Genomic DNA, 24,445 nt, shown 5'->3' with positions numbered 1-24,445 from the left:
TGGACTTGTTTAAGGACTATGCGGAATTTAAAATGGATATTTTGAAGGAAATCGGCAATATCGGAGCTGGTAACGCCGCTACCGCATTGTCCTGTTTGCTGGACAAGCCGATTGATATGGCGGTGCCCAAGGTTCAGATGCTTCCTTTCGAAGCCATTGCAGACAAGGTCGGCGGTCCCGAGAAGATCGTGCTCGCCATCTTCTTCCGGGTGGAAGGAGATGCGCCCGGCAACCTGTTCTTCATCCTGAGTCCCGAAGCAGCGAAGAAGCTGCTTAGAAGATTTGCCTATCTTACAGTAGAGGACGAAGAAGAGTTCAGCGAAATGGAATGGTCAGCTTTATCTGAGATCGGGAATATTCTGGCGGGTTCCTATCTATCCTCTCTTGCTGATTTTACCCGTCTATCTATGTCACCTACAGTGCCTGCACTTGCGATAGACATGGCTGGAGCGATTCTGAGCTATGGACTTCTGCAGTTCGGTGAAATGGGTGATGATGCTCTATTAATTGATACAACCTTCATTGAAGGACAGCAGGAAGTCGAGGGACAATTCTTCCTTATCCCGGATCCTGAATCGTTTGACCAAATATTCACCGCCCTGGGAGTGCCAAAGAATCATGATTGATCAACAGCGCATTATTAAAGTAGGGATGGCCGAGCTTGATGTTATTGAGAAAGAAGGGCTAATACGTACAACAGGGCTTGGCTCCTGCGTAGGGGTGACTCTCTATGATCCTTACGTTAAGGTAGGGGCGCTTGCCCATGTTATGCTTCCTTCCTCTGATATAGCCCGTGAGGGGGCTCTTAATATAGCCAAATATGCGGATACCGCTGTTCCTACGATCTATCAGAAAGTAATTGCTCTTGGGGCCTCTCCCAAGCGCCTGGTGGCCAAGATGGCCGGCGGTTCCCAGATGTTCAGCTTCGCGGGAAAAGGGGACGCTCTCCGTATCGGACCCAGAAATGTCGAGTCCTGCAAAGTGAAGCTTGAAGAGCTCGGAGTTCCTCTGATTGGGGAAGATACGGGAGGGAATTACGGCCGGACGATAGAAATGGATTGTGAAACGGGTATATTATTCATACGAAGTGTACAAATGGGTAAAAAGGAATTGTAGCCATGGCTGGAAAAATAGGGTTTAACTGGTTGTTTGGAGCGATAGGATTTATAATTACTTTTATAGTCTCTTTCAGCAATAATATATTAACGACAAGTTTGATAAGAAGCTGTATCGCATTTGCAGTTTGGTTTATTTTGGCTTTTGCCCTCAGATGGTTGCTCGGCATCTTGCGCACCTTACCTTCGGAACCTAAGATTCCCGAGATGGGAGCTGCTGCGGATGATGATGAGGACCTTGGAACCATGCTGGATTTGACAACGCCGGATGAGAGTGAAGAATTGAACGATCTCCTGAAGCAAAAACCTGAGGTACCTAGCGAGCCAAGTGGATTCTCACCGCTCAATCCGCCGAAACTGGTCAAGACATCCGAGCAGGATCCTGAAGAGATGGTTAAAGCCCTTCGTCACCTGACAGAAAAATAAGGAGGGTGAGGTTATTGAACGAGCGTAAATCAATGCCTCTTAATTACGCCGAGGTTTGGGAAAGATGGAAGGAACACGGTGATATCGAGGCAAAAAAGACACTGATTGAGAAGCATCTTCCGATCGTGGATTACGTGTCAGGCAGGCTGGCTGTAGGACTTCCCAAGAATGTATCCAAAGATGATTTAGCCAGCAATGGTGTTATGGGGCTTATTGACGCAGTAGAGAAATTTGATTACAAACGCGGGCTGCAATTTGAGACTTATGCGTCTTGGAGGGTCCGCGGTGCTATATTGGACGGGCTTCGTCAGGGTGACTGGGTTCCCCGTTCTGTAAGAGAGAAAGCCAAGAAGATTGAAGAAGGTTACCAGCAGCTAGAGCAGCAGTATCTTCGTACAGTATCCGATGAGGAAATGAGCAAACATCTAGACGTTTCGATAAAAGAGTTCCAGCATATGCTTCAGGAAGTTGCAGTTATGACCCTCTGTTCCTTGGAGGACCCGATACGGGAAGAAGATTCAGAGACTAGACTCTCTGTTCTCGTTGATGACAAAGCCAAGAATCCGGACTATAAAGTCCGTGAGTTTCATTTAAAAGAATCACTGACTAAGGGAATCGAGAAATTGACTGAAAAAGAACGTACGGTCGTTTCTTTACTTTATTATGAAGATTTATCATTAAGCGAAATTGCGGAGGTCATGTCACTATCACCTTCAAGAATTTCTCAGTTACATTCCAAAGCGATCCTAAGGCTTCGTGGCAGCTTGGATAAACAGCGGGATCTGTTAATGCAAGATGACTAGAGTTTTAGATGAAATTAAGGAATGAGGGAGTTTGGGATGGGTGAGCATGTAGATTTGGATTTAAAGCAATATTTAAGCATAGCGCTTTCAGACGATAAAAGTGCGGCCTACCTCAAGTTGATCAAAGACGAAGAAGGCTTCGCTTGCAGTGTCGAACACCTGCAGAATTTCTTAGCGGGTAACGGAATTACTTACGGAATTCAGCTGGATGCCATACATCGCTTTATAGCGAACCCTAGTGTCTATGCATTCGATCCTATACAGATTGCTGAAGGCGTGGCTCCTGTCAATGGAGAGGATGGATTCATCCGGTACGCGGTGCCTCTTGACCAGGAGCAGCATGGCCCGAATGAGAATGAAGACGGAAGTGTGGACTACAAGGATGTAGTCCGGCTGAATAACTTGCAGCGGGGACAGATCATTGCAGAGCTAGTTCCGCCTGTCCCCGGTAAAGCAGGGGTAGCTGTGACCGGGGAAGAGATTCCATTTAAGCCTGGCAAAGAGGCTAGATTCAAGATTGGCAAGAACGTGGTGCTTAATCCGGAGCAGACGGCTTTATATGCGGCGATCGACGGGCTCGTAACCCGGACGGATAAAGGCAAAATCAACGTATTTCCCATCTATGAGATTAACGGTGACGTCGACTATAACATAGGTAACATTAATTTTGTAGGAACCGTCATTGTCCGTGGGAATGTGTTAACTGGGTTCCGGATTACGGCTGCAGGTGACATTCGTGTAATTGGCGGTGTCGAGGGAGCTGAACTGGAAGCCGGGGGATCCATCGAGATTACGAGCGGCATAATCGGTTATAACAAAGGACATATCAAGGCTGGACATAATGTGAAGAGCGGTTTCATTCAAGACGGCAATGTTTATGCCGGGGAAGATGTACTGGTAACTCAAAGTATTATGCACTCCAATATCCGCGCAGGTCGGGATGTGATATGCAGCGGAACCAAGGGACTTATTGTTGGCGGTAATATTCAGGCCGGTGAGAAGGTAATTGCCCGTATTATCGGTAATCCCATGTCTACGATCACGACAGTAGAAGTAGGTGTCCTGCCTGAGCTGCGCAACGAGCTGGCTGAACTTAGAAATCACTTTAAGGAGAATCTGGCGAGCCTGGATAAGACCGATAAGGCTCTAACCCTGCTTGATCAGCTTGCTTCAGCGGGTAAGCTGAATATGGAAAAGATGCAAATGAGGGCGAAGCTCGGTCTAACCAGGAAGTCGCATCTAAGGGAGCAGACTGAAATCAAAGAACGAATGCTAGAAATCGAGAAATCACTCGAGGATACCAGCAAAGCCAAGGTCCATGTACTTAAAATGATTTATGGCGGCTCCAAAATTGTGATCGGACGTTACACCAAATTTATAAAAGATCCGATATCCCGGATGACCTTTTATTATAATGAAGGCGATATATCAATGTCTGCTTACGTCTAACATTCCTTATCAGCGCGTGGGAGGGATCTCATGGATTTCAAATCGGTTGAATTGCAAATTGCAGTACCACGGACGAGTGAAGCCGGCCGGATCCAGCAGGATGCCATGCATCGACCTATGCATCATCAGCACTTACTTGAGGATAAGAATATTAAGAGCACGGACCGGGATCGTAAACGCAGTGCGCAAGTGGATGAATCCTCTCATGCTTCCATAAGAGACGAGCATCAGAACTCTTCCCATGAAGAGAGGAATCGGCACAAGGAAGAAGATACCTCTGAGCAGGAGAAGGATAGAGCAGCAGAGCATCCTTTCAAAGGACACCATCTGGATCTGTCTTTATAATGTGCGGAGTGCAGCTCAGCAGTCAGTATAGCTACTCGAACGATGAAAGCACCTATTGGTGCTTTTCTTATAACTACAAACAGTAAATTGGGTGAGAAATATGCCGATGGGAAGTCCTTGGTTTTATATTGTTCTATTGGGAGCGGCCGTCATTGGCTACGCTTTGTTCCTCCCGTCACGAAAGCCAGGCGGCGAGCAAGGATCCACTGGAGCAGCGGATGTAGAGGCTACATTAGAACATTATATGACTGAGATTGAAAAAGAAAATACAGAAGTTATTGAGCTCATGGCCGAGATCAAGCAGGACACGACCGCGAAGCAGCTTTCACTTCAAGAACAGGTTGCTGAACTTCGTTCCAGATTGCTAGAAGTGGAGAGACTCACCTCATTGCAGGAATCCAGAATGGGAAGACTTGAATCCAGCCCTCCAAGCCACGGGACTCATACGGAAGCAGCTGCCGGTAAGGAAGCTCCTGCTAACCCGGTAGTAGAACAGCCAGCCGAGGAGGAAGTCACGGTTCCGCGTAATACGGTGCGAGATCGCTACCCTGACCTGTTCGAATTATATGATCAAGGTAAATCTATTGATGGTATTGCTAAGGCACTGAAATTGCAGCGGGGCGAAGTTCAGCTTATTCTGCAGCTTGCAAGCAAGGAGGAATCTCCAGCATGAAGAACCGCACGTTTATGGTGGGTTTGGGTGTAGGATTAATTCTTGGTGCCCTCTTGCTGCAAATTATGTTAATTGGCAAAGGGAATCTTCTGACCAGGCAGCAGGTTCAGGAGGCAGCTGAGCGGCTTGGATTAAAGGTGTACGATGGAGCGGAGCAGGTACTAACTGCACAGGAATGGGAAGCCAAGGCCAAAGAAGAGAAGCAGAAGAAGGAGGGGGCAGAGACCCAGACTCCTATAGATCCTAATCCTCCTTCTTCGACTAAGACTCCGGCAGCTCCAAATTCCACTTCGTCACCGAAGACACCGACAGCCCCGGATAAGTCTGCTTCTACGAACACGCCTAGCACTCCCGTAGTAAATACTCCTAAGACAAGTAAAACGGCTCAGCCTAATAAGCCGGAACAGATACCGTTTAAGATCTCAACTGGAGATAATCTGACCAAAGTGGCAGAAGGACTGAAGAGCGCTGGAATTATCTCTGACAAGAGTGCTTTCATTCAGACTGCGGTTGACAGTAAAGCGAATTATAGCTTGCAAACCGGGAGTTATACCTTTAAGCCCGGAGAAAGTTTGCCATCCATTATTTCCAAAATCACATCAAAGCCGTCCGGGAAGTAATCATCCTGGGGCGGCTTTTGTTGATTAGCGAGATTATATTGCAAGGCGAATTCAATTATGTTATATTAAATGACGGTGTTAAAACACACGCTGACTGATTTCGTTAAGGGTGCTTACCATTATGGGAGTTTTAACGAGAGATGACATCGGCGGAGGGCATCATACAAAAAACCAATTAGGAGGTGTGTGAAGATGGGAGTTATCTCCATGAAACAACTGCTTGAGGCAGGCGTTCATTTCGGTCACCAGACACGTCGCTGGAACCCAAAAATGGATCGTTATATCTTCACTGAAAGAAACGGTATTTACATTATTGACTTGCAAAAAACAGTCAAAAAGGTAGAGGAAGCGTACAACTTTGTGAAAAGTGTGGCTGAAGAGAATGGAACAATTCTTTTCGTCGGCACTAAGAAGCAAGCTCAAGATTCTGTTAAAGAAGAAGCTGAGCGCGCTGGTCAATTCTACATTAACCAACGTTGGCTCGGGGGTACTCTGACTAACTTCCAAACAATCCAAAAGCGTATTGATCGCTTGAAGACTTTGGAAAGATGGGAAGAGGACGGCACTTTCGCAGTTCTTCCTAAGAAAGAAGTTATCATTCTTCGCAAGGAGAAAGATCGTCTTGAGAAGTTCCTCGGCGGAATCAAGAACATGAAGGGTCTGCCTAGCGCACTCTTTATCATTGATCCACGCAAAGAGCGTATCGCGGTTGCTGAAGCCCGCAAACTGGGTATCCCAATCGTGGGTATCGTTGATACGAACTGTGATCCAGACGAGATCGACTATGTTATCCCAGGTAATGATGACGCGATCCGCGCTGTTAAATTGCTGACAGGTAAAATGGCTGATGCTGTGATCGAAGCGAACCAAGGCGAGCAAACTACAGCTTAATTAGCTTCATTACATGATGAATTAAATGAAAAGGGTGGTTGGTAGGTGCTAAAACCTCTCACTACCCTTTTTTTAAAGGATAAATTTAAGGTTCACTCCCACTAAAATTGATGGAGGTTATACTCATGGCAGTAGATGCAAAAGCGGTAAAAGAACTACGCGAAAAAACAGGCGCAGGTATGCTTGATTGCAAGAAAGCTTTGGAAGAAGCAAACGGTGATCTGACAAAAGCAGCTGAACTTCTTCGTGAGAAAGGTCTTGCAGCAGCAGCGAACAAAGCAGGCCGTATTGCGACAGAAGGTGTGGTTGAATCTTACATCCACGCTGGCGGACGTATCGGCGTTATTGTTGAAATCAACTGCGAAACTGACTTTGTAGCGAAGACAGATCAATTTAAGGAATTCGCTCGTGATATCGCTATGCAAATCGCAGCGGCTAGCCCTAAATTCGTTCGTCGTGAAGAAGTGCCAGCTGAAGAGATCGAGAAAGAAAAAGAAATCTTGAAAGCTCAAGCTTTGAACGAAGGTAAGCCAGAGAAAATCGTTGAAAAAATGGTAGAAGGCCGTATCGGCAAATACTACGAAGAGTACTGCTTGCTTGAGCAAACTTTCGTAAAAGATCCGGACAAAACCATCAGCACTTTGCTTAATGAGAAGATCAGCACAATCGGAGAGAACATCTCCATTCGCCGTTTTGTTCGCTACGAACTGGGTGAAGGTCTCGAGAAGAAAGTTGACAACTTCGTAGAAGAAGTATTGTCCCAAGTTAAAAACTAATCTAGGTTTGCGTTAAGATCTGAAATATTTATATTTTAGATCTTAATGCAAAAGCGTATAATATAACTAAATGGAATCTAAAAAAGACTGGAACACGCCGTGTTCCTTCTTTTTTAACTAAAAGGCCTTTAGAAATCGGTGATTTAAAGTGGAGGGTTTGCAATTGGAACAGCCTGTATTTAAACGTGTTGTCTTAAAGGTCAGCGGAGAGTCTTTATCCGGACAGAACGGTTACGGTATAGATGCCGAAACGATTACCTCCATTGCAGAGCAGGTCAAAGAGGTTGTTGAGCTTGGTGTGGAAGTTGCAATTGTCTGCGGAGGCGGTAACATCTGGAGAGGTATTGCAGGCAGCGCTAAAGGGATTGACCGCGCAACTGCGGACTACATGGGGATGCTGGCTACTCTGATGAACTCGCTTGCCCTGCAGGACGCATTGGAACAGATTGACGTACCCACACGGGTTCAGACGTCGATCGCTATGCAGCAGATTGCTGAACCTTATATTCGGCGGAGAGCGATCCGTCATCTTGAGAAGGGACGCGTCGTTATTTTTGCAGCTGGAACCGGTAATCCGTTCTTCTCAACTGATACGACTGCAGCTCTTCGTGCAGCAGAGATTGAAGCCGAAGTTATCCTGATGGCTAAGAATAAAGTAGACGGTGTCTACTCTGCTGATCCTTTTGTAGATCCGACTGCTGAGAAATTCGAGCAGCTGACTTATATGGAAGTACTCAGCAAGAACCTGGGTGTAATGGATTCGACAGCATCCTCGCTGTGTATGGACAACAACATCCCGCTTATCGTATTCGCGATAACGGAGCAAGGCAACATTAAACGTGTCGTTCTTGGTGAAAGAATTGGCACTATTGTTAAAGGGAGTGTAGACTAATGCCACAATCGGTTAAGAAAAATGCCGAAGAACGCATGGATAAAGCCATTCAATCCTTGAAGAGAGATTTGCTGACTCTTCGTGCCGGACGTGCTACACCAGCACTGCTTGATCGGGTGCATGTGGAATATTACGGTGCTTCTACTCCGCTGAACCAATTGGCTAACATTAATACACCGGATTCCCGCACACTGCTTATCCAGCCTTGGGATAAATCCTCTCTGGCTGATATTGAGCGCGCTATTCAGAAGTCTGATCTCGGTTTAACACCGGCTAACGATGGAGCGACTATTCGTCTATCGATCCCTCCTCTTACGGAAGAGCGCCGGATTGAGCTTGTAAAGACAACGAAGAAGTACGGTGAAGAGGCTAAGGTGGCTATTCGGAATATCCGCCGTGATGCCAATGACGATATTAAGAAGCTTGAGAAGACGGATATTTCTGAGGACGAGTCCCGTCGTCATCAAGATGATATTCAGAAAACGACTGACAAATTTATCGCGGAAGTTGACAAAGTGCTCGCTGCGAAAGAAAAAGAGATTATGGAAGTTTAAGAGACGTGAGCGGCCCCTCCTATATGGTGGGGTTTGTCTCTTTTTCATCACCGCTTGGAGGAAAAGGAATGATTAAAGTATTTCAATCCTGGTGGAAAAAAGAAGAACAAAAGCAGACTCTTCCGAGCTTGTCAAAGGACAATGTTCCAAGTCATGTGGCTATCATCATGGATGGCAATGGACGTTGGGCTAATCGCCGCGGCTTGCCGCGGATAGTTGGACACCAGAACGGAATGAAAGCTGTCAAACGTACTGCGATCGCTGCGGACGAGATAGGAATTAAATATTTGACGCTTTATGCTTTTTCTACAGAGAATTGGAAGAGACCCAAGGATGAAGTCGATTTTCTAATGCGTCTCCCGGAAGAATTCCTGGCAATAGAGCTGGAAGAATTAATTGAGAAGAATGTACGAATTCAAATGATGGGACATCCGGAAGAGCTTCCCCAGCATACGATTGCAGCTATGGAAGAAGCCATCAGACGTACGAAGAATAATACAGGACTGGTACTGAACTTCGCCTTGAATTACGGCAGCCGGCGAGAAATTAAAGAAGTATTCAAGGAAGCAGGACGGCAAATTGCCGCAGGAACACTTTCACCTGATGAACTCACAGAAGAGTGGATTGGTGCCCATCTTCATTCCTCAGAGCTTCCTGATCCAGACCTGCTTATTCGTACAAGCGGTGAACTCAGACTCAGTAATTTCATGTTATGGCAGCTGGCCTACAGTGAGCTTTGGTTCACTGACATCTACTGGCCGGAATTCTCCAAAGATCATTTATTTCAAGCGGTCGCTGAATTCCAGAGAAGAACGCGGCGGTATGGCGGATTATCTTAAGCAGGACGGAGGTGGACATCTTTGAAGCAGCGAATCATTACAGGCTTAATAGCGGGTGTGATCTTCCTGGGACCCTGCCTAGCCGGTGGACTATGGTATCATGGTTTGATACTGATCATGTCACTTATCGGTTATTATGAATTTATTCGTATGACCAAAACGCTGCCTTGGAGCGGATCAGCATTACTTGGCTTCATCGGTGTTATTATGCTTGTATTTCCGTGGAAGCTGCTGGGTAGTCCTTTCCTGCCTGAGCCGCTTCAAATTATATGGCTATTAATGCTTTTGTTTTTGTTTGTTACTGTGTTTACAAAGAATTCAACCAATATTAATCACGTAGCCATGCACTTCTTGGGGGCAGTCTACGTAGGTATTGGATTCTCTTATATTGCGGAATCCCGTAATACACCGGATGGACATGGATTGTTCTGGACCTTCCTTCTGCTGTTCTCCATTTGGGCAAGTGATGCGGGTGCTTATTTTACTGGACGTAAATGGGGGAAGAATAAATTGTGGCCGGCCATCAGCCCTAACAAAACGGTGGAAGGGGCACTAGGTGGTGTGTTGATCGCAATTGTGACGGCTTCCTTGTTCGCTATATTCTCCGGCGGACTGTTATCCATAGGGCTTGCTGTTGTCATTGGTGCCTCCGCAGCTGTGGTTGGTCAATTGGGAGATTTGGTGCAATCCGCCTATAAGAGAGTATACGGGATAAAGGATTCAGGCACATTGCTGCCTGGTCATGGCGGGATTCTGGACAGGTGTGACAGCTGGATCACCGTATTTCCCTTTGTACATATTCTAATGCTGCTTCCTTTTAACTAAAAGCTGCTTTGGCTAAGATATAAGATGAGAGGTATGTTATGAAGAAACTGGCAGTTATCGGTTCAACCGGCTCTATTGGTACACAAACACTGGACGTCGTTTCCGCATACCCGGATTATTTCCAAATCGAGGGGCTAGCTGCCGGCAGTAATCTGGAGCTATTTCTGGACCAGGTGAAGCAGTTCAATCCGAAGAAAGCTTCTGTTGGAAGCAAAGCGCTTGCAGATGAGATTAGGCCTTACCTGCCTCAGGGTGTGCAGCTGTTCCATGGACCCGAGGGACTTGTTGAGGTCGCGGCAGGAACAGACGCGGATATGGTTGTTACTGCAGTTGTAGGCAGTGCAGGTCTTCCGGCTACCATGGCCGCTATCCAAGAGGGCAAGACCATTGGTCTAGCCAACAAAGAGACTCTTGTCACAGCCGGTCACTTGGTCACCTCGTTAGCAAGGGACAAAGGGGTCTCTCTGCTTCCGATCGACAGCGAGCACTCGGCAATTTTTCAATGTCTTAATGGGGAGAATAAGTCCGATATCGCACAGATTACATTAACGGCTTCCGGAGGCTCGTTCCGTGATATGACAAGGGAACAGCTCTCTAATGTTACTGTTGAAGATGCGCTTAAGCATCCGAATTGGTCTATGGGTGCCAAGATCACAATTGATTCAGCAACTATGGTCAATAAGGGGCTTGAAGTGATTGAGGCGCATTGGTTATTTGATCTCCCTTATGAGCAGATCGGCGTTTTGCTTCATCCGGAAAGCATTATTCATTCCTATGTAGAATTTCAAGATAGCAGCATCATTGCCCAGCTGGGGAATCCGGACATGCGTGTACCCATACAGTATGCACTTACCTATCCTGATCGCTGGGCGTCCAAGACCCCTCGTTTGTCGCTGGCCCAAATTGGCAACCTGAACTTTCGGGAGATGGATTTCATCCGATTCCCATGTTTAAGACTGGCCTTTGAATGTGGTAAAATAGGTGGTACGGCTCCATCTGTATTTAATGCAGCAAATGAGGTTGCAGTTGCCCGCTTTTTGAAGCGGGAGATTTCGTTTCTAAAGATTGAATCTATCATCGAAGAAACCTTGTCACGTCATAAGGTAGTGGCAAGCCCTGATCTCGAGGCGATCCATGAAAGTGATCGCTGGGCCAGGGAGACAGCATCCCTTTTGTAGGACGGGTCTGGTAGTATGGAGCCTTGGATACTCCGGTCCGGAAATAGTATGAATGGTGAAGAATTAGCAGGGTAATCATACACAGCGACCTGATAACAAAGGAGGATGCTCTCGATTGGAAATGCTGCAGATTATATTTCTGACGGTGCTGATGTTTTTTCTCATCGTAACTGTTCATGAGTGGGGACACTATTACTTTGCGAAACGCGCCGGTATATTGGTTCGTGAATTTGCCATTGGCTTTGGGCCAAAGCTTTTTTCTTATAAGCGGGATGAGACTCAGTTCACACTTAGACTCCTGCCCTTTGGGGGTTATGCCCGTATGGCAGGCGAGGATCCGGAGCTTGTGGGTGTACAGCCTGGCCAGACCGTAGCACTTCGGCTCTCAGGCTCTACAGTGACCAAGATTTATCTGGATCGGCTGGATAACCGGAAGAATGTAATTCGCGGTGAAGTTCAGTCTGCTGATCTGGAGAATAAGCTTCAGATTATTCTTGATGTGGATGGGGAGAATCAGACCTTTGCGGTTGATCCCAAAGCTGTGCTGATTGCTAAAGGCAAAGACACACAGATTGCTCCGAAGGACCGTCAGTACGGAAGCAAAACCGTTGGACAGCGCGCGCTATCCATATTTGCTGGACCCTTGATGAATTTCATATTAGCTTTTATTTTGTTCGCTCTGCATACCCAGATGGCGGGGATTCAGATTGAGAATCCGACTTATCTGGAAATCGGTGAGGTTTCAAAAGGAATGCCGGCAGATGAAGCTCATTTGCAAAAGGGCGATATAATAGACACGATCAATGGAGTTAAGGTTGGAGCAGATCGCGAGAACATGATCAAGCTTATCTCTGCTTCCAAAGACAAACCGATGGATTGGACTGTAATCCGAAACGGCGATCCCTTAAAGGTGACTCTCACCCCTAGGGAAATGGCAGGACAAGAAGGCGGGAAAGTGGGGGTTACTCCTGTATTCCCGACCCGAAGTGCCTCGTTTGGTGAAACTTTCAAGACGGCTGGACAGGATATGGTCAATACGACAGATGCGATCTTTCTCGGCTTCAAGCAGCTGATTAACAAATTCAACATGAATGATCTTGGCGGACCTGTTCGTACATTCGAAGTTACAGGTCAAATCGCCAAGCAAGGGATTGTGCAGTTGACCTATTGGGCGGCTATTCTAAGCTTGTACTTAGGGATATTTAACCTTCTGCCCATCCCCGCACTCGACGGAAGCCGTCTGGTATTCCTGGGAGTGGAGGCGCTCCGCGGCAAGCCGGTTGATCCGAGCCGGGAAGGCATGGTGCACTTCATAGGCTTCGCTATGCTGTTCCTGTTAATGATTGCCGTGACATATAATGATATTTTGCGTTTGATTAATGGATAGAGATATAGAAATTTTGGCTTATTTAATGGGAGGACTACGTTTCTTATGGCGAACGAAGATAAACAGTTTGTAACTGAAATCACGCCCCAGCAGGAAGATTTCTCACGCTGGTATATTGATGTAATCAAGAAAGCGGATTTGATGGACTATTCACCTGTCCGCGGCTGTATTGTATTTAAGCCCGACGGTTACGAGATCTGGGAACATATACAGCAGGAGCTGGACCGCCGTTTCAAAGAAACCGGGCACCGGAATGCGTATTTCCCCTTGTTTATCCCGGAGAGCTTTTTCCAGAAAGAGAAAGAGCATGTGGAAGGGTTCAACCCTGAGCTGCCATGGGTAACCGAGGCTGCGGGCGAGAAGCTGGAAGAGCGTCTTGCCATCCGTCCGACTTCGGAGACGATGATCGGGCACATGTACGAAAGATGGATTCAATCTTATCGTGATCTTCCGGTTCTCATTAATCAATGGGCGAATGTGGTTCGCTGGGAGAAACGCACCCTTCCATTCCTTCGCACAAGTGAATTCCTCTGGCAAGAAGGGCATACAGCCCATGAGAATGAAGAGGAAGCACGCGAGGAAACAATGAAAATTCTAGAGATCTATCGTGATTTTGTGGAGAATTATCTTGCGATTCCGGTTATTGTTGGCCAGAAGACTCCGTCTGAGAAGTTTGCGGGTGCTGTAGATACCTTCTCTATTGAAGCTATGATGAAAGATGGGCGGGCCGTTCAGGCGGGGACCTCACATTATCTCGGAACTAATTTTGCCAAAGCTTTTGAAATTAAATATCTGAATCGTGAAAATGTACAGGAGTATGTTCACACGACTTCTTGGGGTGTCAGCACACGTCTAATTGGATCCCTAATTATGGTCCACGGCGATGATCGAGGTCTGGCTCTTCCACCTAAAGTGGCTCCTAAGCAGGTCATGATCATTCCAATCGGTCCTCCTAAAACGCGTGATTCGGTTGTAGGCAGAGCGGATGAGTTGTTCAGCGAGCTGAAGAAAGCCGGTATCCGTGTAGGTATTGATGATCGTGCCGATGTGCGTCCGGGTTGGAAATTCAACGAATATGAAATGCGCGGAGTTCCGATCCGTCTTGAAATTGGACCTCGCGATATGGAGAACGGAGTATGTGTTCTAGTATCCAGAATCAGCGGCGAGAAGAAGGTCGTTGAGCAAGTTAATCTGGTTCAAGAAGTTCAAGCTATGCTTGAGCAGGTTCATCAAGAGATGTATGATCGCGCCTTGTCGTTCCGCGAAGAGAACTTCTACTCTGTAGACTCCCTGGATGAGATGAAAGCCAAAGTCGAAGAACAACGCGGCTTTACCCTTGCGGGTTGGTGTGGGTCAGAAGCTTGTGAGGACACCGTGAAGAGTGAGACCGGCGCAACGAGCCGCAACATTCCATTCAAGACAGAGGTACAGAAGCATACGTGTCTCGTATGCGGCGAGCAGGCCAAGCATACCGTATTATTTGCCAGAGCCTACTAGAATAGCACCCTAATCCATAGGGGCTTGCAAAGTTGGCAGGTAATCTGCATGACTCATATTACAAAGGGGGCTTCCGGCAGTATGTTGATTGGGCAATCTTGCCCGCAACTCTCGGTCAGGAGGCCTTTTTATTCGAATAGATTAAGCGGCTGATGTAACTATATGGACTGAATTTAAGTATTACAAATAGGCAAGAGTGTGAAATGATTCCGGAGAAGCGGAGCGTTCGCCTTTGTGATTAGACTTCTACCCATAACAATTTCAATCAAGAAGTCTGAGAACAACAGCGATCGTAGGAACATTTCACACGGCTGCCTCTAATGTAACTCAATTGTTCAGTCTATATATCACGTATTAATTTTAAGTAGTCATAGCCTTTAGGAAGAAGAGTATTTGTGTTAAGAAGGGGAGGGGAACATGAGCCAAGCGGGGGACAAAAGAACACGGTTTGAGCTCTTGATGAAGCAGACGGAAATTCCGGGCGCTTTAATTGATGCCCATTTCCTGGATGGCTGGATTGAGAAAGTAGAAGTAAGTCGAAGCAATAAGGAATGGAAGATTGTAATTCATAAAGAAACCCTGGTGCCTGGCCAGATATATCGGACATTTTGTCTGCAGGTTCAGGAGAGAATGCAGCATATCTCAAAAATTAGCTTTGAGTTTAAATATGCCAGTATGATCACGAGTACGCAGATCGTTTCGGAATACTGGAAGCTTTTTCTGGAATGGGTGCAGCGTGAGGTTCCCTCAGTTAACGGATGGATGACACGGGCTACATTTGAAGTGGAGCAGGATCTGGTTGTTATATCCATGAGTGATGCGACGTCGCTTGAGCTTGCCAAGAAGAAGGGCATTGACCGGGCTGTAGTTACTTTTTATGAGACGTACTTTGCACTCCCATTAAGAGTAAAGCTTCAGACGGGTGAAGGCCGTAACGAGGCGTTTGAAGAATTCCAGCAGCGGATTGTCGAGGAAGAACGTGAAGTTATCCAGCAGATGATGACCAGCATGGAGCCTGAGCCGGAGCCGGATGATGAGGGCGGGGAAGTGGTTAAGCTTCAGGTTGGCTATGATATCAAGGAACAGCCTACACCGCTCAAGGACATTCAGGATGAAGAGAAGAAGATTACGATTCAGGGAACGATCTTTGGTCTGGAGAGCAAGGAGCTTCGCAACGGGAGTACCCTCTTCACTTACTATCTGACGGATTTCAGTGATTCTCTGCAGATGAAGATGTTCGCCAAGAACAAGGAAGATCTTAAGATTATGAGCCAGCTGGCTAATGGCAAATGGGTGAAGGCGCGCGGGCGTATCGAATATGACCGCTTTATGCAGATTCCAGAGCTTGTTATGATTCCTTCGGATTTGACAGAGGTTGGGGCGCCTGCAGGACGTAAGGATAACGCATCAGAGAAACGGGTAGAATTCCATCTGCATACCACGATGAGTACGATGGATGCTGTAACTCCGATTGATCAATATGTCAAGATGGCTGCAAAATGGGGCCACAAAGCTATAGCTGTTACAGACCACGGTGGAGTCCAGTGTTATCCTGATGCCGCAAAGGCAGCGAAAAAGAACGGGATCAAGATGATCTACGGTGTTGAAGCAAATGTAGTTAATGATAACGTGGCTGTTGTACTTGATCCAAGGCCGATAGAGCTCAAGACAGCAACCTATATTGTGTTTGACATAGAGACAACAGGGTTGTCGGTTACTCAGAACAATATCATCGAAATCGCCGCGATCAAGATGGTAGAAGGTAAGGAAATTGACCGCTATGCGACGTTCGTCAATCCGCATGAACGTATTCCGTATAACATTCAGCAGCTGACTAACATCAATGATGACATGGTTAAGGATGCTCCAGATGTTGAGCCCGTGCTGCGGGAATTTCTCGAGTTTGCCGGAGACGGCGTTCTTGTGGCTCATAATGCCAGATTTGACGTTGGTTTTGTGAATGCCAAGCTTAAAGATTTGAATATGCCGCCTTTGAGCAACTCTGTTCTTGATACGCTTGAACTTGCAAGGCTGCTGTATCCAACTTTGAAAAATCACCGCCTCAATACCCTGGCGGCCAAATATAAAGTCTCCCTTGAGAATCATCACCGGGCTATTGACGATACGGTTGCCCTCGGTGAGATTCTGAACGGCCTGCTTGAAGATGCGGCCAAGATTCAGGGAATTACGATGCTGGATCGTCTGAACGATCATGTCGGTAAAGATCTGTCCAATGTACGTCCGTTTCACTGCAGTATTTATGCGCTGAATGCTACGGGCAAGAAGAACTTGTTCAAGCTTATTTCCTTGTCCCATACTCAGTATTTCAAGCGTGTGCCCTGCATTCCGAAGTCGAAGCTTGTGGAAATGCGCGAGGGTCTGCTGATTATATCCGGTTGTGAAAAAGGCGAGTTCTTCGAAGCCGTGCTTAATAAGTCGGTGGAAGAAGCCGAGGAGGTCGCTCAGTTCTACGATGTGCTTGAGATTCAGCCGCTAACCATGTACATGCATCTTGTAGAGAAGGGTCTTGTAGGCAGCCCTGCCGAACTCGAGACGGCTGTGCGTAAAGTATGCGAGATTGGACTTAAGCTTAGCAAACCGGTAATTGCTACAGGTAATGTGCATTATCTGGAGCCTCGCGATAAGCTGTACAGGGATATTGCAATACACGGGATTACCGGCTTCAGTCCGCTCAAAGATATTCGCAAGCCGGATGCCCATTTCCGTACAACCGAAGAGATGCTTAAGGAATTTGAATTCCTTGGTGCGGAGAAGGCTCAGGAGGTTGTAGTGAAGAATACGGCAGAGCTGGCTGATTCCTTCGAGGAATTGGAGCTCTTCCCGGACAAGCTGTTTACACCTATTATCGAGGGCGCAGACGAAGAAATTAGGCAGACCTGTTACGATACGGCGAAATCTTTTTATGGAGAAGAACTGCCGGAAGTGGTGGTCGCGAGACTTGAGAAAGAGCTTGAACCTATTATTAAATACGGATTCTCTGCCAACTATCTGATCTCCGAGCGTCTGGTGAAGAAATCCAATCAGGACGGCTACCTGGTTGGTTCCCGGGGATCGGTCGGCTCGTCTGTGGTAGCTACATTCCTTGGGATCTCCGAGGTTAATCCGCTTCCTGCCCACTATCTGTGTCTCAATAAAGAGTGTAAATATAGCGAGTGGTTCCTTGACGGAAGCATTCCCAGTGGTTTTGACCTTCCAGACAAGACCTGTCCTAATTGCGGCGGGAAATTGAAGGGAGAAGGCCAAGATATTCCGTTCGAGACGTTCCTTGGATTTAAAGGGGATAAGGTTCCCGATATCGATCTTAACTTCTCGGGCGAATACCAGCCTCATGCCCACAACTATACCAAAGAGTTGTTCGGAGAGAAGAGTGTATTCCGTGCTGGTACCATCGGTACGGTTGCCGAGAAGACGGCTTTTGGATTTGCGAAGAAATATGAAGAGGACCATGGCAAAAAGTGGCGCGCAGCCGAGCTGAACCGTCTCGCTTCAGGCTGTACAGGCGTTAAGCGAAGCACGGGTCAGCACCCGGGCGGTATCGTAGTCGTTCCCGATTACATGGAGGTAGATGATATTACGCCGGTCCAGTATCCGGCTGATGATACATCCTCAGAATGGAAGACCACTCACTTTGACTATCACGCCTTTGATGCGAATCTGCTTAAGCTTGATATTTTGGGTCATGATGATCCGACCATGATGAGAATGCTGCAGGATTTGACGGGAGTGGATCCAACGTCCATTCCCATGAACGACCCGAAGGTAATGAGTATGTTCAACTCTACGGAGGCGCTTGGTGTATCGCCGCAGCAAATTCGCACTCCGGTAGCCACCTACGGAGTACCCGAGATGGGAACCAAGTTCGTACGGCAAATGCTGGTGGAGTCACAACCTTCCTCTTTTGCAGACTTATTGCAGATCTCGGGACTGTCCCATGGAACCGGCGTGTGGCTCGGCAATGCACAAGAGCTGATCAAGAATAACACTTGTAACATTAAGACCGTAATCGGGTGCCGGGATGACATCATGCTCTTCCTGATCTATAAAGCCGGTATGGACGCGGGTCTTGCCTTTAAGATAACGGAAAGCGTACGTAAGGGTAAGGGGCTGCCGCCCGAGTGGATTGATGAGATGAAGAAATGCAAAGTGCCTCAGTGGTACATTGATTCCTGTCTCAAAATCCAGTACATGTTCCCGAAAGCCCACGCGGCGGCCTATGTTATCTCGGCTGTGCGTACGGCTTACTTCAAGCTGTATCATCCGATTGAGTTTTATGCCACCTACTTCTCTGTTCGTGTAGAGGATTTCGATATCGAGCTGTGCTGCCAAGGTTACGAGGCGATCTACCGGAGAATTGAAGAGATCGAGCAAAAGGGGTTCCAGGCGCTGCCCAAGGAGAAGAATATGCTCCCGATGCTGGAGATGGCCCTGGAAATGACGGCCAGAGGACTCCGGTTTCAGAATATTGACTTGTATCGTTCAGATGCACTGAAATTTACTGTAGATGGGGATTCGTTGATTCCTCCATTCTCAGCGCTTGCCGGGATTGGCGATAATGCCGCACGTAATATTGCCGCAGCGAAGGATCAAGGTGAGTTTCTCTCGATCGAAGACTTCCAGCAGAAGTCCAAGGCGAGTAAGACGGTTATTGAGCTTTTGAGTCAAATGGGAGTATTCAGAGGGCTGCCTGAGAGCAACCAGCTTTCCTTGTTTTAAGTAAAAGACAGCATCATTCGAGCAGTCTCCAAGCATGGTTCTAGCTGCTCAAGTCCTCATGGGATAAGGCCTCAGGCCCAGTGCAGTCAGGGTCTCTTACTTGTCAGTGTTACCGGACTATGTTATAATTTTTTTGGTAATCATGGAGATAGAACCGTTGTTTAAAGAGTGGGGAAACCCACTCTTTACTCTTTGGTATATAGGAATGAAGTTTCTTTTGGAGGTATGAACGCTTGAGCACACCTAAAATCAAAGCACATGTTGAACAATTGGCCCAGCCTTTTTTAGCGGATAACGGCTTTGAATTAGTAGACATTGAGTATGTAAAAGAAGGCAATAACTGGTTCCTTCGCGTATTCGTTGATAAAGATGGCGGCATTGATATCGATGACTGCGGACGAATCAGTGAATACTTAAGTGAACAGCTTGATGCCAATGACCCGATTTCGACTGCGTATTTCCTGGAGGTATCCTCTCCTGGAGCCGAGCGGCCGCTTAAGAAGCCTGAAGATGTACTTAAGGCTGTTGGCAAAGATGTATTTGTGACTACATACGAGCAGATTGATGGCCTTAAGGAGTTTGAAGGCCGGCTTCTTTCGTTCGAGAACGACGAACTGCTCGTGGTTTCGGGAAAGAAGCAGCATACCATCCCGTATTCGAAAGTTGCCAGTGCCAGACTGGCTATTATTTTCTAACAGAAACAAGAACGGTGAATTATGAAAGGGGGAGCTTGAAGCAAATGAGTATGGATTTTATCGAAGCTATGAATGAATTGGAAAGAGAAAAAGGAATCAGTAAAGATATTTTGTTTGAAGCGATTGAAGCTGCTTTAATCTCCAGTTACAAACGCAACTTTAATACTGCGCAAAATGTGCGTGTGGACATGAACCGTCACACCGGGGCCATCAAAGTATTCGCCCGCAAGCTTATTGTGGAAGAAGTACTGGATCTGCGCACCGAAATCTCGCTACCTGCTGCACGTGAGATTAACCCTCACTTCCAGCTGGACGATATAGCTGAGATTGAAGTCACTCCGCGTGATTTCGGACGTATTGCAGCCCAAACAGCGAAGCAGGTTGTGACCCAGCGTATCCGCGAGGCGGAGCGGGGCTTGATCTATAATGCTTTTGTCGACAAAGAAGAAGATATCGTGACCGGGATTGTACAGCGTCAGGATGCCCGCAATATTTATGTGGACCTTGGCAAAGTAGAAGCCCATCTTCCGCTTAATGAGCTCATGCCAAATGAGAAATTCAAGCACGGTGATCGCATCAAAGCTTTCATCACTAAAGTGGAGAATACGACCAAAGGGCCGCAAATTCTTCTCTCTCGCACACATCCTGGACTGCTAAAGCGGTTGTTCGAGCTTGAGGTACCTGAGATATTTGACGGGGTAGTAGAGATTCGTTCGGTGGCTCGTGAAGCCGGCTTCCGTTCCAAGATCGCTGTCTATTCCCGCAATCCGGAAGTAGATCCGGTTGGTTCCTGTGTGGGTCCAAAGGGGCTGCGCGTACAGACCATTGTGAACGAGCTTCGCGGCGAGAAGATCGACATTGTCCGTTACTCGGATGAGGTACAGGAATACGTCGCTAATGCACTGAGTCCTTCTAAGGTACTTGAAGTGGAAGTATTTGAGAGTGAGAAAATGGCACGTGTTATTGTTCCGGATTACCAGCTTTCCCTGGCTATCGGGATTAAGGGGCAGAATGCTCGTCTTGCTGCCAAGCTGACTGGTTGGAAGATTGATATCAAGAGCGAGAGCCAAGCGGAACAAGAATATGGAAGACCAAGAACTTCGGCGGAAGAACTTCCGCAGGATTCGATTTCTATAGATTAATGCAAAGGCGGGGACATACCAATGAAGCCGAGAAAAATACCGCTTCGTAAATGCGTCGCCTGCCAGCAGATGATGCCGAAGAAGCAGTTGATCCGTGTAGTAAGAACACCCGAAGACGAAGTTCTGATTGATTTATCCGGAAAAAAATCAGGACGGGGCGCTTATCTGTGCGGGCAAGTGTCCTGCTTCAAGCTGGCACATAAGAACCGGGCGCTTGACCGGGCATTAAAGACGACAGTTAAGCCTGAAATTTATGAACAGCTTGCCCGAGATTTCATTGCGGTCGAAGATGAATTTACTGCAATGGCTAATCAGGAAAGTGATGACGATGAATAAGGCGTACTCCCAGCTCGGATTGGCCATGCGGGCCGGGAAAATTGTCACCGGAGACGAGATTGTATTAAAGGCCATTCGTTCATCCGAAGCTAAACTAGTCATTCTTGCAGGGGATGCTTCCCCGAACACACAGAAGAAATTCCGCGACAAATGCGGGACGTATAAAGTCCCTTTGATAATCGGATTTAAACGGGAGCAGCTGGGTACAAGCATAGGCAAACCGGAAAGGATTGTGCTGGCTTTGACGGATCAGGGTTTCGCAGCGATGATTCGAAGAACAGTGAGTAATTTGTCGGAGGTGGAGTATATTGAGTAAACAAGATAACAAGGATAAGCTCAGAGTATACGAATATGCAAAATCGCTTAATATGAGCAGCAAAGAAATCATTACCATTCTTAAACGTCTAGATATCCCTGTTAATAACCACATGAGCGTAATGGAGAACGATGCAGTATCTCGTGTGGAGAAATTCTTCAAAGATATCAAGAGTAATGCCGCAGCCAAAAGGGATGTTCCCGATTCCAAGGATGCACATGCTAAATCGCCGGCACCGGTCTCCGCAGGAGGAGACCACAAACCGAAGAGCCAAGTTCAAGAACAGAATGGACAGCGTGCGGATCACACAAGATCCGAGCAAGCTGCACCGCAATCTAATCAGGATTCAAACAAAAATCAACTGGAAAAGCAGGTACGCATGAATAATAATAAACCCCAAAATCAATCGAATAGTAGTCAGGCGACACAGACTCGCAGTAACCAGTCCGCTGGCGGAAGCCAGCAAAGTCAAGGCCGTTCCGGTCAAAATAATGGAAGCCGCAGCAATACTTCTACTAGCAATGGACGTCCCCAAGGCGGAGGACAGCATGCTTCCAGCACGCCGCGTCCCCAGAATCAACAGAACCGCAGTTCACAGCCGCAGGCTAGAACCGCTTCTTCAGGAAGCGACAATTACTCTTCCAATCGCGGCGGTCAAGGACAAGGGCAAGGTCAGAAGAGAAATGGCAATAACAACAACAATGGCAGACCGGGACAGAAGCGGTTTGATGATAACAAGCCAGGCGGTTATAAGAATAACCGTGGAGGGAAGAATAATCGGGGCAGAAATGCTCAGCCTCAAGAACGTCGTGAGAAAATCGACAATACACCTAAGAAAATCATCGTTCGCGGTGAAATGACGGTAGGCGAGACAGCGAAGCTGCTTCATAAGGATGCTTCAGAAGTTATTAAGAAGCTGATCACCCTGGGTGTTATGGCAACGATTAACCAAGAGCTTGATCTGGATACGATTCAACTCCTGGCTGGAGATTATGGCGTTGAAGTTGAAATTAAGATCCATGTTGAAGACGACCGCTTCGAAACACTGGAGGAAACGGACGATGAGGCAGATCTGAAGGAACGTCCTCCTGTCGTCACAATTATGGGTCACGTTGACCACGGTAAAACTACGCTGCTGGATGCCATCCGTTCGACAAATGTCACTGGTGGCGAGGCTGGCGGGATTACCCAGCATATCGGTGCATATCAGGTTGAGATTAACCACAAGAAAATCACGTTCCTCGATACTCCGGGCCACGAAGCGTTTACAACCATGCGTGCCCGCGGTGCACAGGTAACGGATATTACCATTATTGTGGTTGCCGCAGATGACGGAGTTATGCCGCAGACGGTTGAGGCGATCAGCCATGCCAAAGCAGCAGGTGTTCCGATTATCGTTGCAGTGAACAAGATTGATAAGCCTGACGCAGATCCGGATAGAGTAAAACAAGAATTGACAAATTATGAGCTTGTTCCTGAAGAGTGGGGCGGAGACACCATCTTTGTCAATGTGTCCGCCAAACAGAGAATTGGTCTTGAAGGATTGCTTGAAATGATTCTTCTGGTCGCCGAGGTTAATGAATATAAGGCTAACCCGGACAAACGTGCTCGCGGAACCGTTATTGAAGCTGAGCTGGATAAAGGACGCGGACCCGTGGCTCGTGTACTCGTGCAGCATGGTACCCTCAAAGTCGGTGATGCTTTTGTAGCGGGTAACTGCTTCGGCCGTGTCCGTGCCATGGTTAATGATAAGGGACGCCGTCTGAAAGAAGCAGGACCGTCAACCCCGGTTGAAATTACAGGTTTGACCGAAGTGCCTCAAGCCGGCGATCCGCTTATGGTATTTGAAGATGAACGCAAAGCTCGTTCCATTGCTGACAAGCGTTCGATTACTCAGCGTCAATCCGAGATGGGCTCCAACACCCGTGTTACGCTGGATGATCTGTTCAAGCATATCAAGGATGGAGAAATTAAAGACCTCAATGTGATCATCAAAGGTGACGTTCAAGGTTCTGTGGAAGCACTTAAAGGCTCTCTCCAGAAGATTGAAGTTGAAGGTGTGCGTGTTAAGATCCTTCACAGCAGCGCTGGTGCCATCACTGAGTCGGATATTATCCTTGCAGCAGCCTCGAATGCGATCGTGATCGGCTTTAACGTCCGCCCAGAGCCGCGTGCGAAGGCGGTAGCTGATGAAGAGAAAGTGGATATTCGTCTTCACCGTATCATTTATAATGCGATTGAAGAGATTGAACAGGCTATGAAAGGGATGCTTGATCCGATCTACAAAGAAAGTGTTATCGGTCATGCTGAAGTTCGTAATACGTTCAAAATCAGTAAAGTCGGAACCATTGCCGGATGTATGGTTACAGACGGGAAGATTACGCGCTCCGCTGAGATCCGCTTGATCCGTGAAGGTATTGTCGTATTTGAAGGCAAGATCGATTCCTTGAAACGTTTCAAGGACGATGCCAAGGAAGTAGCGCAAGGCTATGAATGCGGGATTACCGTTGAAGGATACAATGACCTCAAGGAAGGCGACGTTATTGAAGCCTTTATTATGGAGACTGTAGAACGCAAGTAATTGTGAGGTGTAGGGCATGGCTAAGAACCGTACAGGTCGCGTAGGCGAACAGATAAAAAAGGAACTCAGCGTTCTGATCCAAACGGAAATGAAAGATCCGCGAATTGGATTCATAACCGTGACAGGCGTTGATGTAACAAGTGATTTGTCCCAAGCTAAAGTATATCTCAGTGTTCTGGGAGATGCCGAACAGAAGGAGAATTCACTCAAAGGCCTGGAGAAAGCCAAAGGCTTCCTCCGGTCAGAGCTCGGCAAGCGGGTTATGCTTCGGCACACCCCTGAACTTATCTTCAAAATTGATGAATCGATTGCTTATGGTAGCCATATCGAGAAGCTGCTAGGAGAGATTTCTCACGAAGACAAATAAGAAG

24 protein-coding genes are annotated in these 24,445 nt (G+C 47.2%); all 24 read left to right on the top strand.

What is annotated here, in order from left to right:
- The first annotated feature begins 32 nt into the window (after positions 1-32).
- The 24 genes from ACEN86_RS13475 (at position 33) to rbfA (ending at position 24,441) form a co-directional block, all read left to right on the top strand.
- Positions 33-626, top strand: coding sequence for a chemotaxis protein CheC (locus ACEN86_RS13475; protein WP_495634304.1), 594 nt, complete (start codon positions 33-35; stop codon positions 624-626).
- The gene (locus ACEN86_RS13470; protein ID WP_495631134.1) at positions 619-1,116 is read left to right on the top strand and encodes a chemotaxis protein CheD; all 498 of its coding nucleotides are present in this window, start codon (positions 619-621) and stop codon (positions 1,114-1,116) included. Before ACEN86_RS13475 ends, ACEN86_RS13470 begins: the two co-directional genes overlap by 8 nt.
- 2 nt (positions 1,117-1,118) lie before the next feature.
- Entirely contained in the window at positions 1,119-1,541 is a 423-nt protein-coding gene (locus ACEN86_RS13465) for a hypothetical protein (RefSeq protein ID WP_495631133.1), read from the top strand.
- A gap of 14 nt (positions 1,542-1,555) precedes the next feature.
- On the top strand, positions 1,556-2,344 hold the full coding sequence (locus ACEN86_RS13460) for a FliA/WhiG family RNA polymerase sigma factor (RefSeq protein WP_495631132.1): 789 nt from the start codon (positions 1,556-1,558) through the stop codon (positions 2,342-2,344).
- A 36-nt stretch (positions 2,345-2,380) separates the two neighbouring features.
- Positions 2,381-3,793, top strand: coding sequence for a flagellar assembly protein A (locus tag ACEN86_RS13455; RefSeq protein ID WP_495631131.1), 1,413 nt, complete (start codon positions 2,381-2,383; stop codon positions 3,791-3,793).
- Positions 3,794-3,823: 30 nt separating this feature from the next.
- On the top strand, positions 3,824-4,138 hold the full coding sequence (locus ACEN86_RS13450) for a hypothetical protein (RefSeq protein ID WP_495631130.1): 315 nt from the start codon (positions 3,824-3,826) through the stop codon (positions 4,136-4,138).
- A gap of 106 nt (positions 4,139-4,244) precedes the next feature.
- The gene (locus ACEN86_RS13445) at positions 4,245-4,811 is read left to right on the top strand and encodes a hypothetical protein (RefSeq protein ID WP_495631129.1); all 567 of its coding nucleotides are present in this window, start codon (positions 4,245-4,247) and stop codon (positions 4,809-4,811) included.
- Entirely contained in the window at positions 4,808-5,431 is a 624-nt protein-coding gene (locus tag ACEN86_RS13440; protein WP_495631128.1) for a hypothetical protein, read from the top strand. The genes ACEN86_RS13445 and ACEN86_RS13440 overlap by 4 nt, the downstream gene beginning before the upstream one ends.
- A 192-nt stretch (positions 5,432-5,623) precedes the next feature.
- A complete protein-coding gene (gene rpsB, locus ACEN86_RS13435; protein WP_127199687.1) occupies positions 5,624-6,322 on the top strand; it encodes a 30S ribosomal protein S2 in 699 nt (232 codons plus the stop codon).
- 125 nt (positions 6,323-6,447) lie between these two features.
- Positions 6,448-7,098, top strand: a complete 651-nt coding sequence (gene tsf / locus ACEN86_RS13430) for a translation elongation factor Ts (protein ID WP_495631127.1) — start codon at positions 6,448-6,450, stop codon at positions 7,096-7,098.
- A 163-nt stretch (positions 7,099-7,261) separates the two neighbouring features.
- A complete protein-coding gene (gene pyrH / locus ACEN86_RS13425) occupies positions 7,262-7,990 on the top strand; it encodes a UMP kinase (RefSeq protein WP_495631126.1) in 729 nt (242 codons plus the stop codon).
- Positions 7,990-8,544: a ribosome recycling factor gene (gene frr / locus ACEN86_RS13420; protein ID WP_433943304.1), complete on the top strand. Its 555-nt coding sequence runs from the start codon at positions 7,990-7,992 to the stop codon at positions 8,542-8,544. Before pyrH ends, frr begins: the two co-directional genes overlap by 1 nt.
- 68 nt (positions 8,545-8,612) lie before the next feature.
- A complete protein-coding gene (gene uppS / locus ACEN86_RS13415) occupies positions 8,613-9,383 on the top strand; it encodes an undecaprenyl pyrophosphate synthase (RefSeq protein WP_495631125.1) in 771 nt (256 codons plus the stop codon).
- Between the two features lie 21 nt (positions 9,384-9,404).
- The gene (locus ACEN86_RS13410; protein ID WP_495631124.1) at positions 9,405-10,208 is read left to right on the top strand and encodes a phosphatidate cytidylyltransferase; all 804 of its coding nucleotides are present in this window, start codon (positions 9,405-9,407) and stop codon (positions 10,206-10,208) included.
- A gap of 38 nt (positions 10,209-10,246) precedes the next feature.
- On the top strand, positions 10,247-11,386 hold the full coding sequence (locus ACEN86_RS13405) for a 1-deoxy-D-xylulose-5-phosphate reductoisomerase (RefSeq protein WP_495631123.1): 1,140 nt from the start codon (positions 10,247-10,249) through the stop codon (positions 11,384-11,386).
- Positions 11,387-11,501: 115 nt separating this feature from the next.
- Positions 11,502-12,773, top strand: a complete 1,272-nt coding sequence (gene rseP, locus ACEN86_RS13400; protein WP_495631122.1) for an RIP metalloprotease RseP — start codon at positions 11,502-11,504, stop codon at positions 12,771-12,773.
- Positions 12,774-12,818: 45 nt separating this feature from the next.
- Positions 12,819-14,270 carry a proline--tRNA ligase gene (gene proS, locus ACEN86_RS13395; protein WP_495631121.1) on the top strand — a complete coding sequence of 484 codons (1,452 nt, stop codon included), beginning with the start codon at positions 12,819-12,821 and terminating at the stop codon, positions 14,268-14,270.
- Positions 14,271-14,687: 417 nt separating this feature from the next.
- Entirely contained in the window at positions 14,688-19,004 is a 4,317-nt protein-coding gene (locus tag ACEN86_RS13390; protein WP_495631120.1) for a PolC-type DNA polymerase III, read from the top strand.
- Between the two features lie 233 nt (positions 19,005-19,237).
- Complete coding sequence (rimP, locus tag ACEN86_RS13385) at positions 19,238-19,699, top strand: ribosome maturation factor RimP (protein WP_495631119.1); 462 nt, start codon at positions 19,238-19,240, stop codon at positions 19,697-19,699.
- Between the two features lie 44 nt (positions 19,700-19,743).
- On the top strand, positions 19,744-20,841 hold the full coding sequence (gene nusA, locus ACEN86_RS13380) for a transcription termination factor NusA (protein ID WP_495631118.1): 1,098 nt from the start codon (positions 19,744-19,746) through the stop codon (positions 20,839-20,841).
- Between the two features lie 21 nt (positions 20,842-20,862).
- Entirely contained in the window at positions 20,863-21,177 is a 315-nt protein-coding gene (gene rnpM, locus ACEN86_RS13375) for an RNase P modulator RnpM (RefSeq protein ID WP_495631117.1), read from the top strand.
- Positions 21,170-21,493 (top strand): L7Ae/L30e/S12e/Gadd45 family ribosomal protein, encoded by a 324-nt coding sequence (locus ACEN86_RS13370; protein WP_495631116.1) that lies wholly within the window; start codon positions 21,170-21,172, stop codon positions 21,491-21,493. The genes rnpM and ACEN86_RS13370 overlap by 8 nt, the downstream gene beginning before the upstream one ends.
- Complete coding sequence (infB, locus tag ACEN86_RS13365; RefSeq protein ID WP_495631115.1) at positions 21,486-24,074, top strand: translation initiation factor IF-2; 2,589 nt, start codon at positions 21,486-21,488, stop codon at positions 24,072-24,074. Before ACEN86_RS13370 ends, infB begins: the two co-directional genes overlap by 8 nt.
- Positions 24,075-24,090: 16 nt before the next feature.
- Complete coding sequence (gene rbfA / locus ACEN86_RS13360) at positions 24,091-24,441, top strand: 30S ribosome-binding factor RbfA (RefSeq protein WP_495631114.1); 351 nt, start codon at positions 24,091-24,093, stop codon at positions 24,439-24,441.
- The last annotated feature ends 4 nt before the right edge of the window (positions 24,442-24,445 follow it).

Source organism: Paenibacillus sp. Paensp111 (assembly GCF_059492195.1).
This window is presented reverse-complemented; position numbering and strand designations above follow the sequence as displayed.

What these genes read in the sequence shown, in the direction of transcription:
- rnpM (WP_495631117.1), top strand. Translation starts at nt 20,863, where the DNA reads ATGAAGCCGAGAAAAATACCGCTTCGTAAATGCGTCGCCTGCCAGCAG.
- ACEN86_RS13405 (WP_495631123.1), top strand. Translation starts at nt 10,247, where the DNA reads ATGAAGAAACTGGCAGTTATCGGTTCAACCGGCTCTATTGGTACACAA.
- ACEN86_RS13470 (WP_495631134.1), top strand. Translation starts at nt 619, where the DNA reads ATGATTGATCAACAGCGCATTATTAAAGTAGGGATGGCCGAGCTTGAT.
- rbfA (WP_495631114.1), top strand. Translation starts at nt 24,091, where the DNA reads ATGGCTAAGAACCGTACAGGTCGCGTAGGCGAACAGATAAAAAAGGAA.
- ACEN86_RS13440 (WP_495631128.1), top strand. Translation starts at nt 4,808, where the DNA reads ATGAAGAACCGCACGTTTATGGTGGGTTTGGGTGTAGGATTAATTCTT.
- ACEN86_RS13465 (WP_495631133.1), top strand. Translation starts at nt 1,119, where the DNA reads ATGGCTGGAAAAATAGGGTTTAACTGGTTGTTTGGAGCGATAGGATTT.
- rpsB (WP_127199687.1), top strand. Translation starts at nt 5,624, where the DNA reads ATGGGAGTTATCTCCATGAAACAACTGCTTGAGGCAGGCGTTCATTTC.
- ACEN86_RS13455 (WP_495631131.1), top strand. Translation starts at nt 2,381, where the DNA reads ATGGGTGAGCATGTAGATTTGGATTTAAAGCAATATTTAAGCATAGCG.
- ACEN86_RS13475 (WP_495634304.1), top strand. Translation starts at nt 33, where the DNA reads ATGGATATTTTGAAGGAAATCGGCAATATCGGAGCTGGTAACGCCGCT.
- nusA (WP_495631118.1), top strand. Translation starts at nt 19,744, where the DNA reads ATGAGTATGGATTTTATCGAAGCTATGAATGAATTGGAAAGAGAAAAA.
- uppS (WP_495631125.1), top strand. Translation starts at nt 8,613, where the DNA reads ATGATTAAAGTATTTCAATCCTGGTGGAAAAAAGAAGAACAAAAGCAG.
- proS (WP_495631121.1), top strand. Translation starts at nt 12,819, where the DNA reads ATGGCGAACGAAGATAAACAGTTTGTAACTGAAATCACGCCCCAGCAG.
- ACEN86_RS13450 (WP_495631130.1), top strand. Translation starts at nt 3,824, where the DNA reads ATGGATTTCAAATCGGTTGAATTGCAAATTGCAGTACCACGGACGAGT.
- ACEN86_RS13370 (WP_495631116.1), top strand. Translation starts at nt 21,170, where the DNA reads ATGAATAAGGCGTACTCCCAGCTCGGATTGGCCATGCGGGCCGGGAAA.
- frr (WP_433943304.1), top strand. Translation starts at nt 7,990, where the DNA reads ATGCCACAATCGGTTAAGAAAAATGCCGAAGAACGCATGGATAAAGCC.
- ACEN86_RS13445 (WP_495631129.1), top strand. Translation starts at nt 4,245, where the DNA reads ATGGGAAGTCCTTGGTTTTATATTGTTCTATTGGGAGCGGCCGTCATT.
- tsf (WP_495631127.1), top strand. Translation starts at nt 6,448, where the DNA reads ATGGCAGTAGATGCAAAAGCGGTAAAAGAACTACGCGAAAAAACAGGC.
- ACEN86_RS13390 (WP_495631120.1), top strand. Translation starts at nt 14,688, where the DNA reads ATGAGCCAAGCGGGGGACAAAAGAACACGGTTTGAGCTCTTGATGAAG.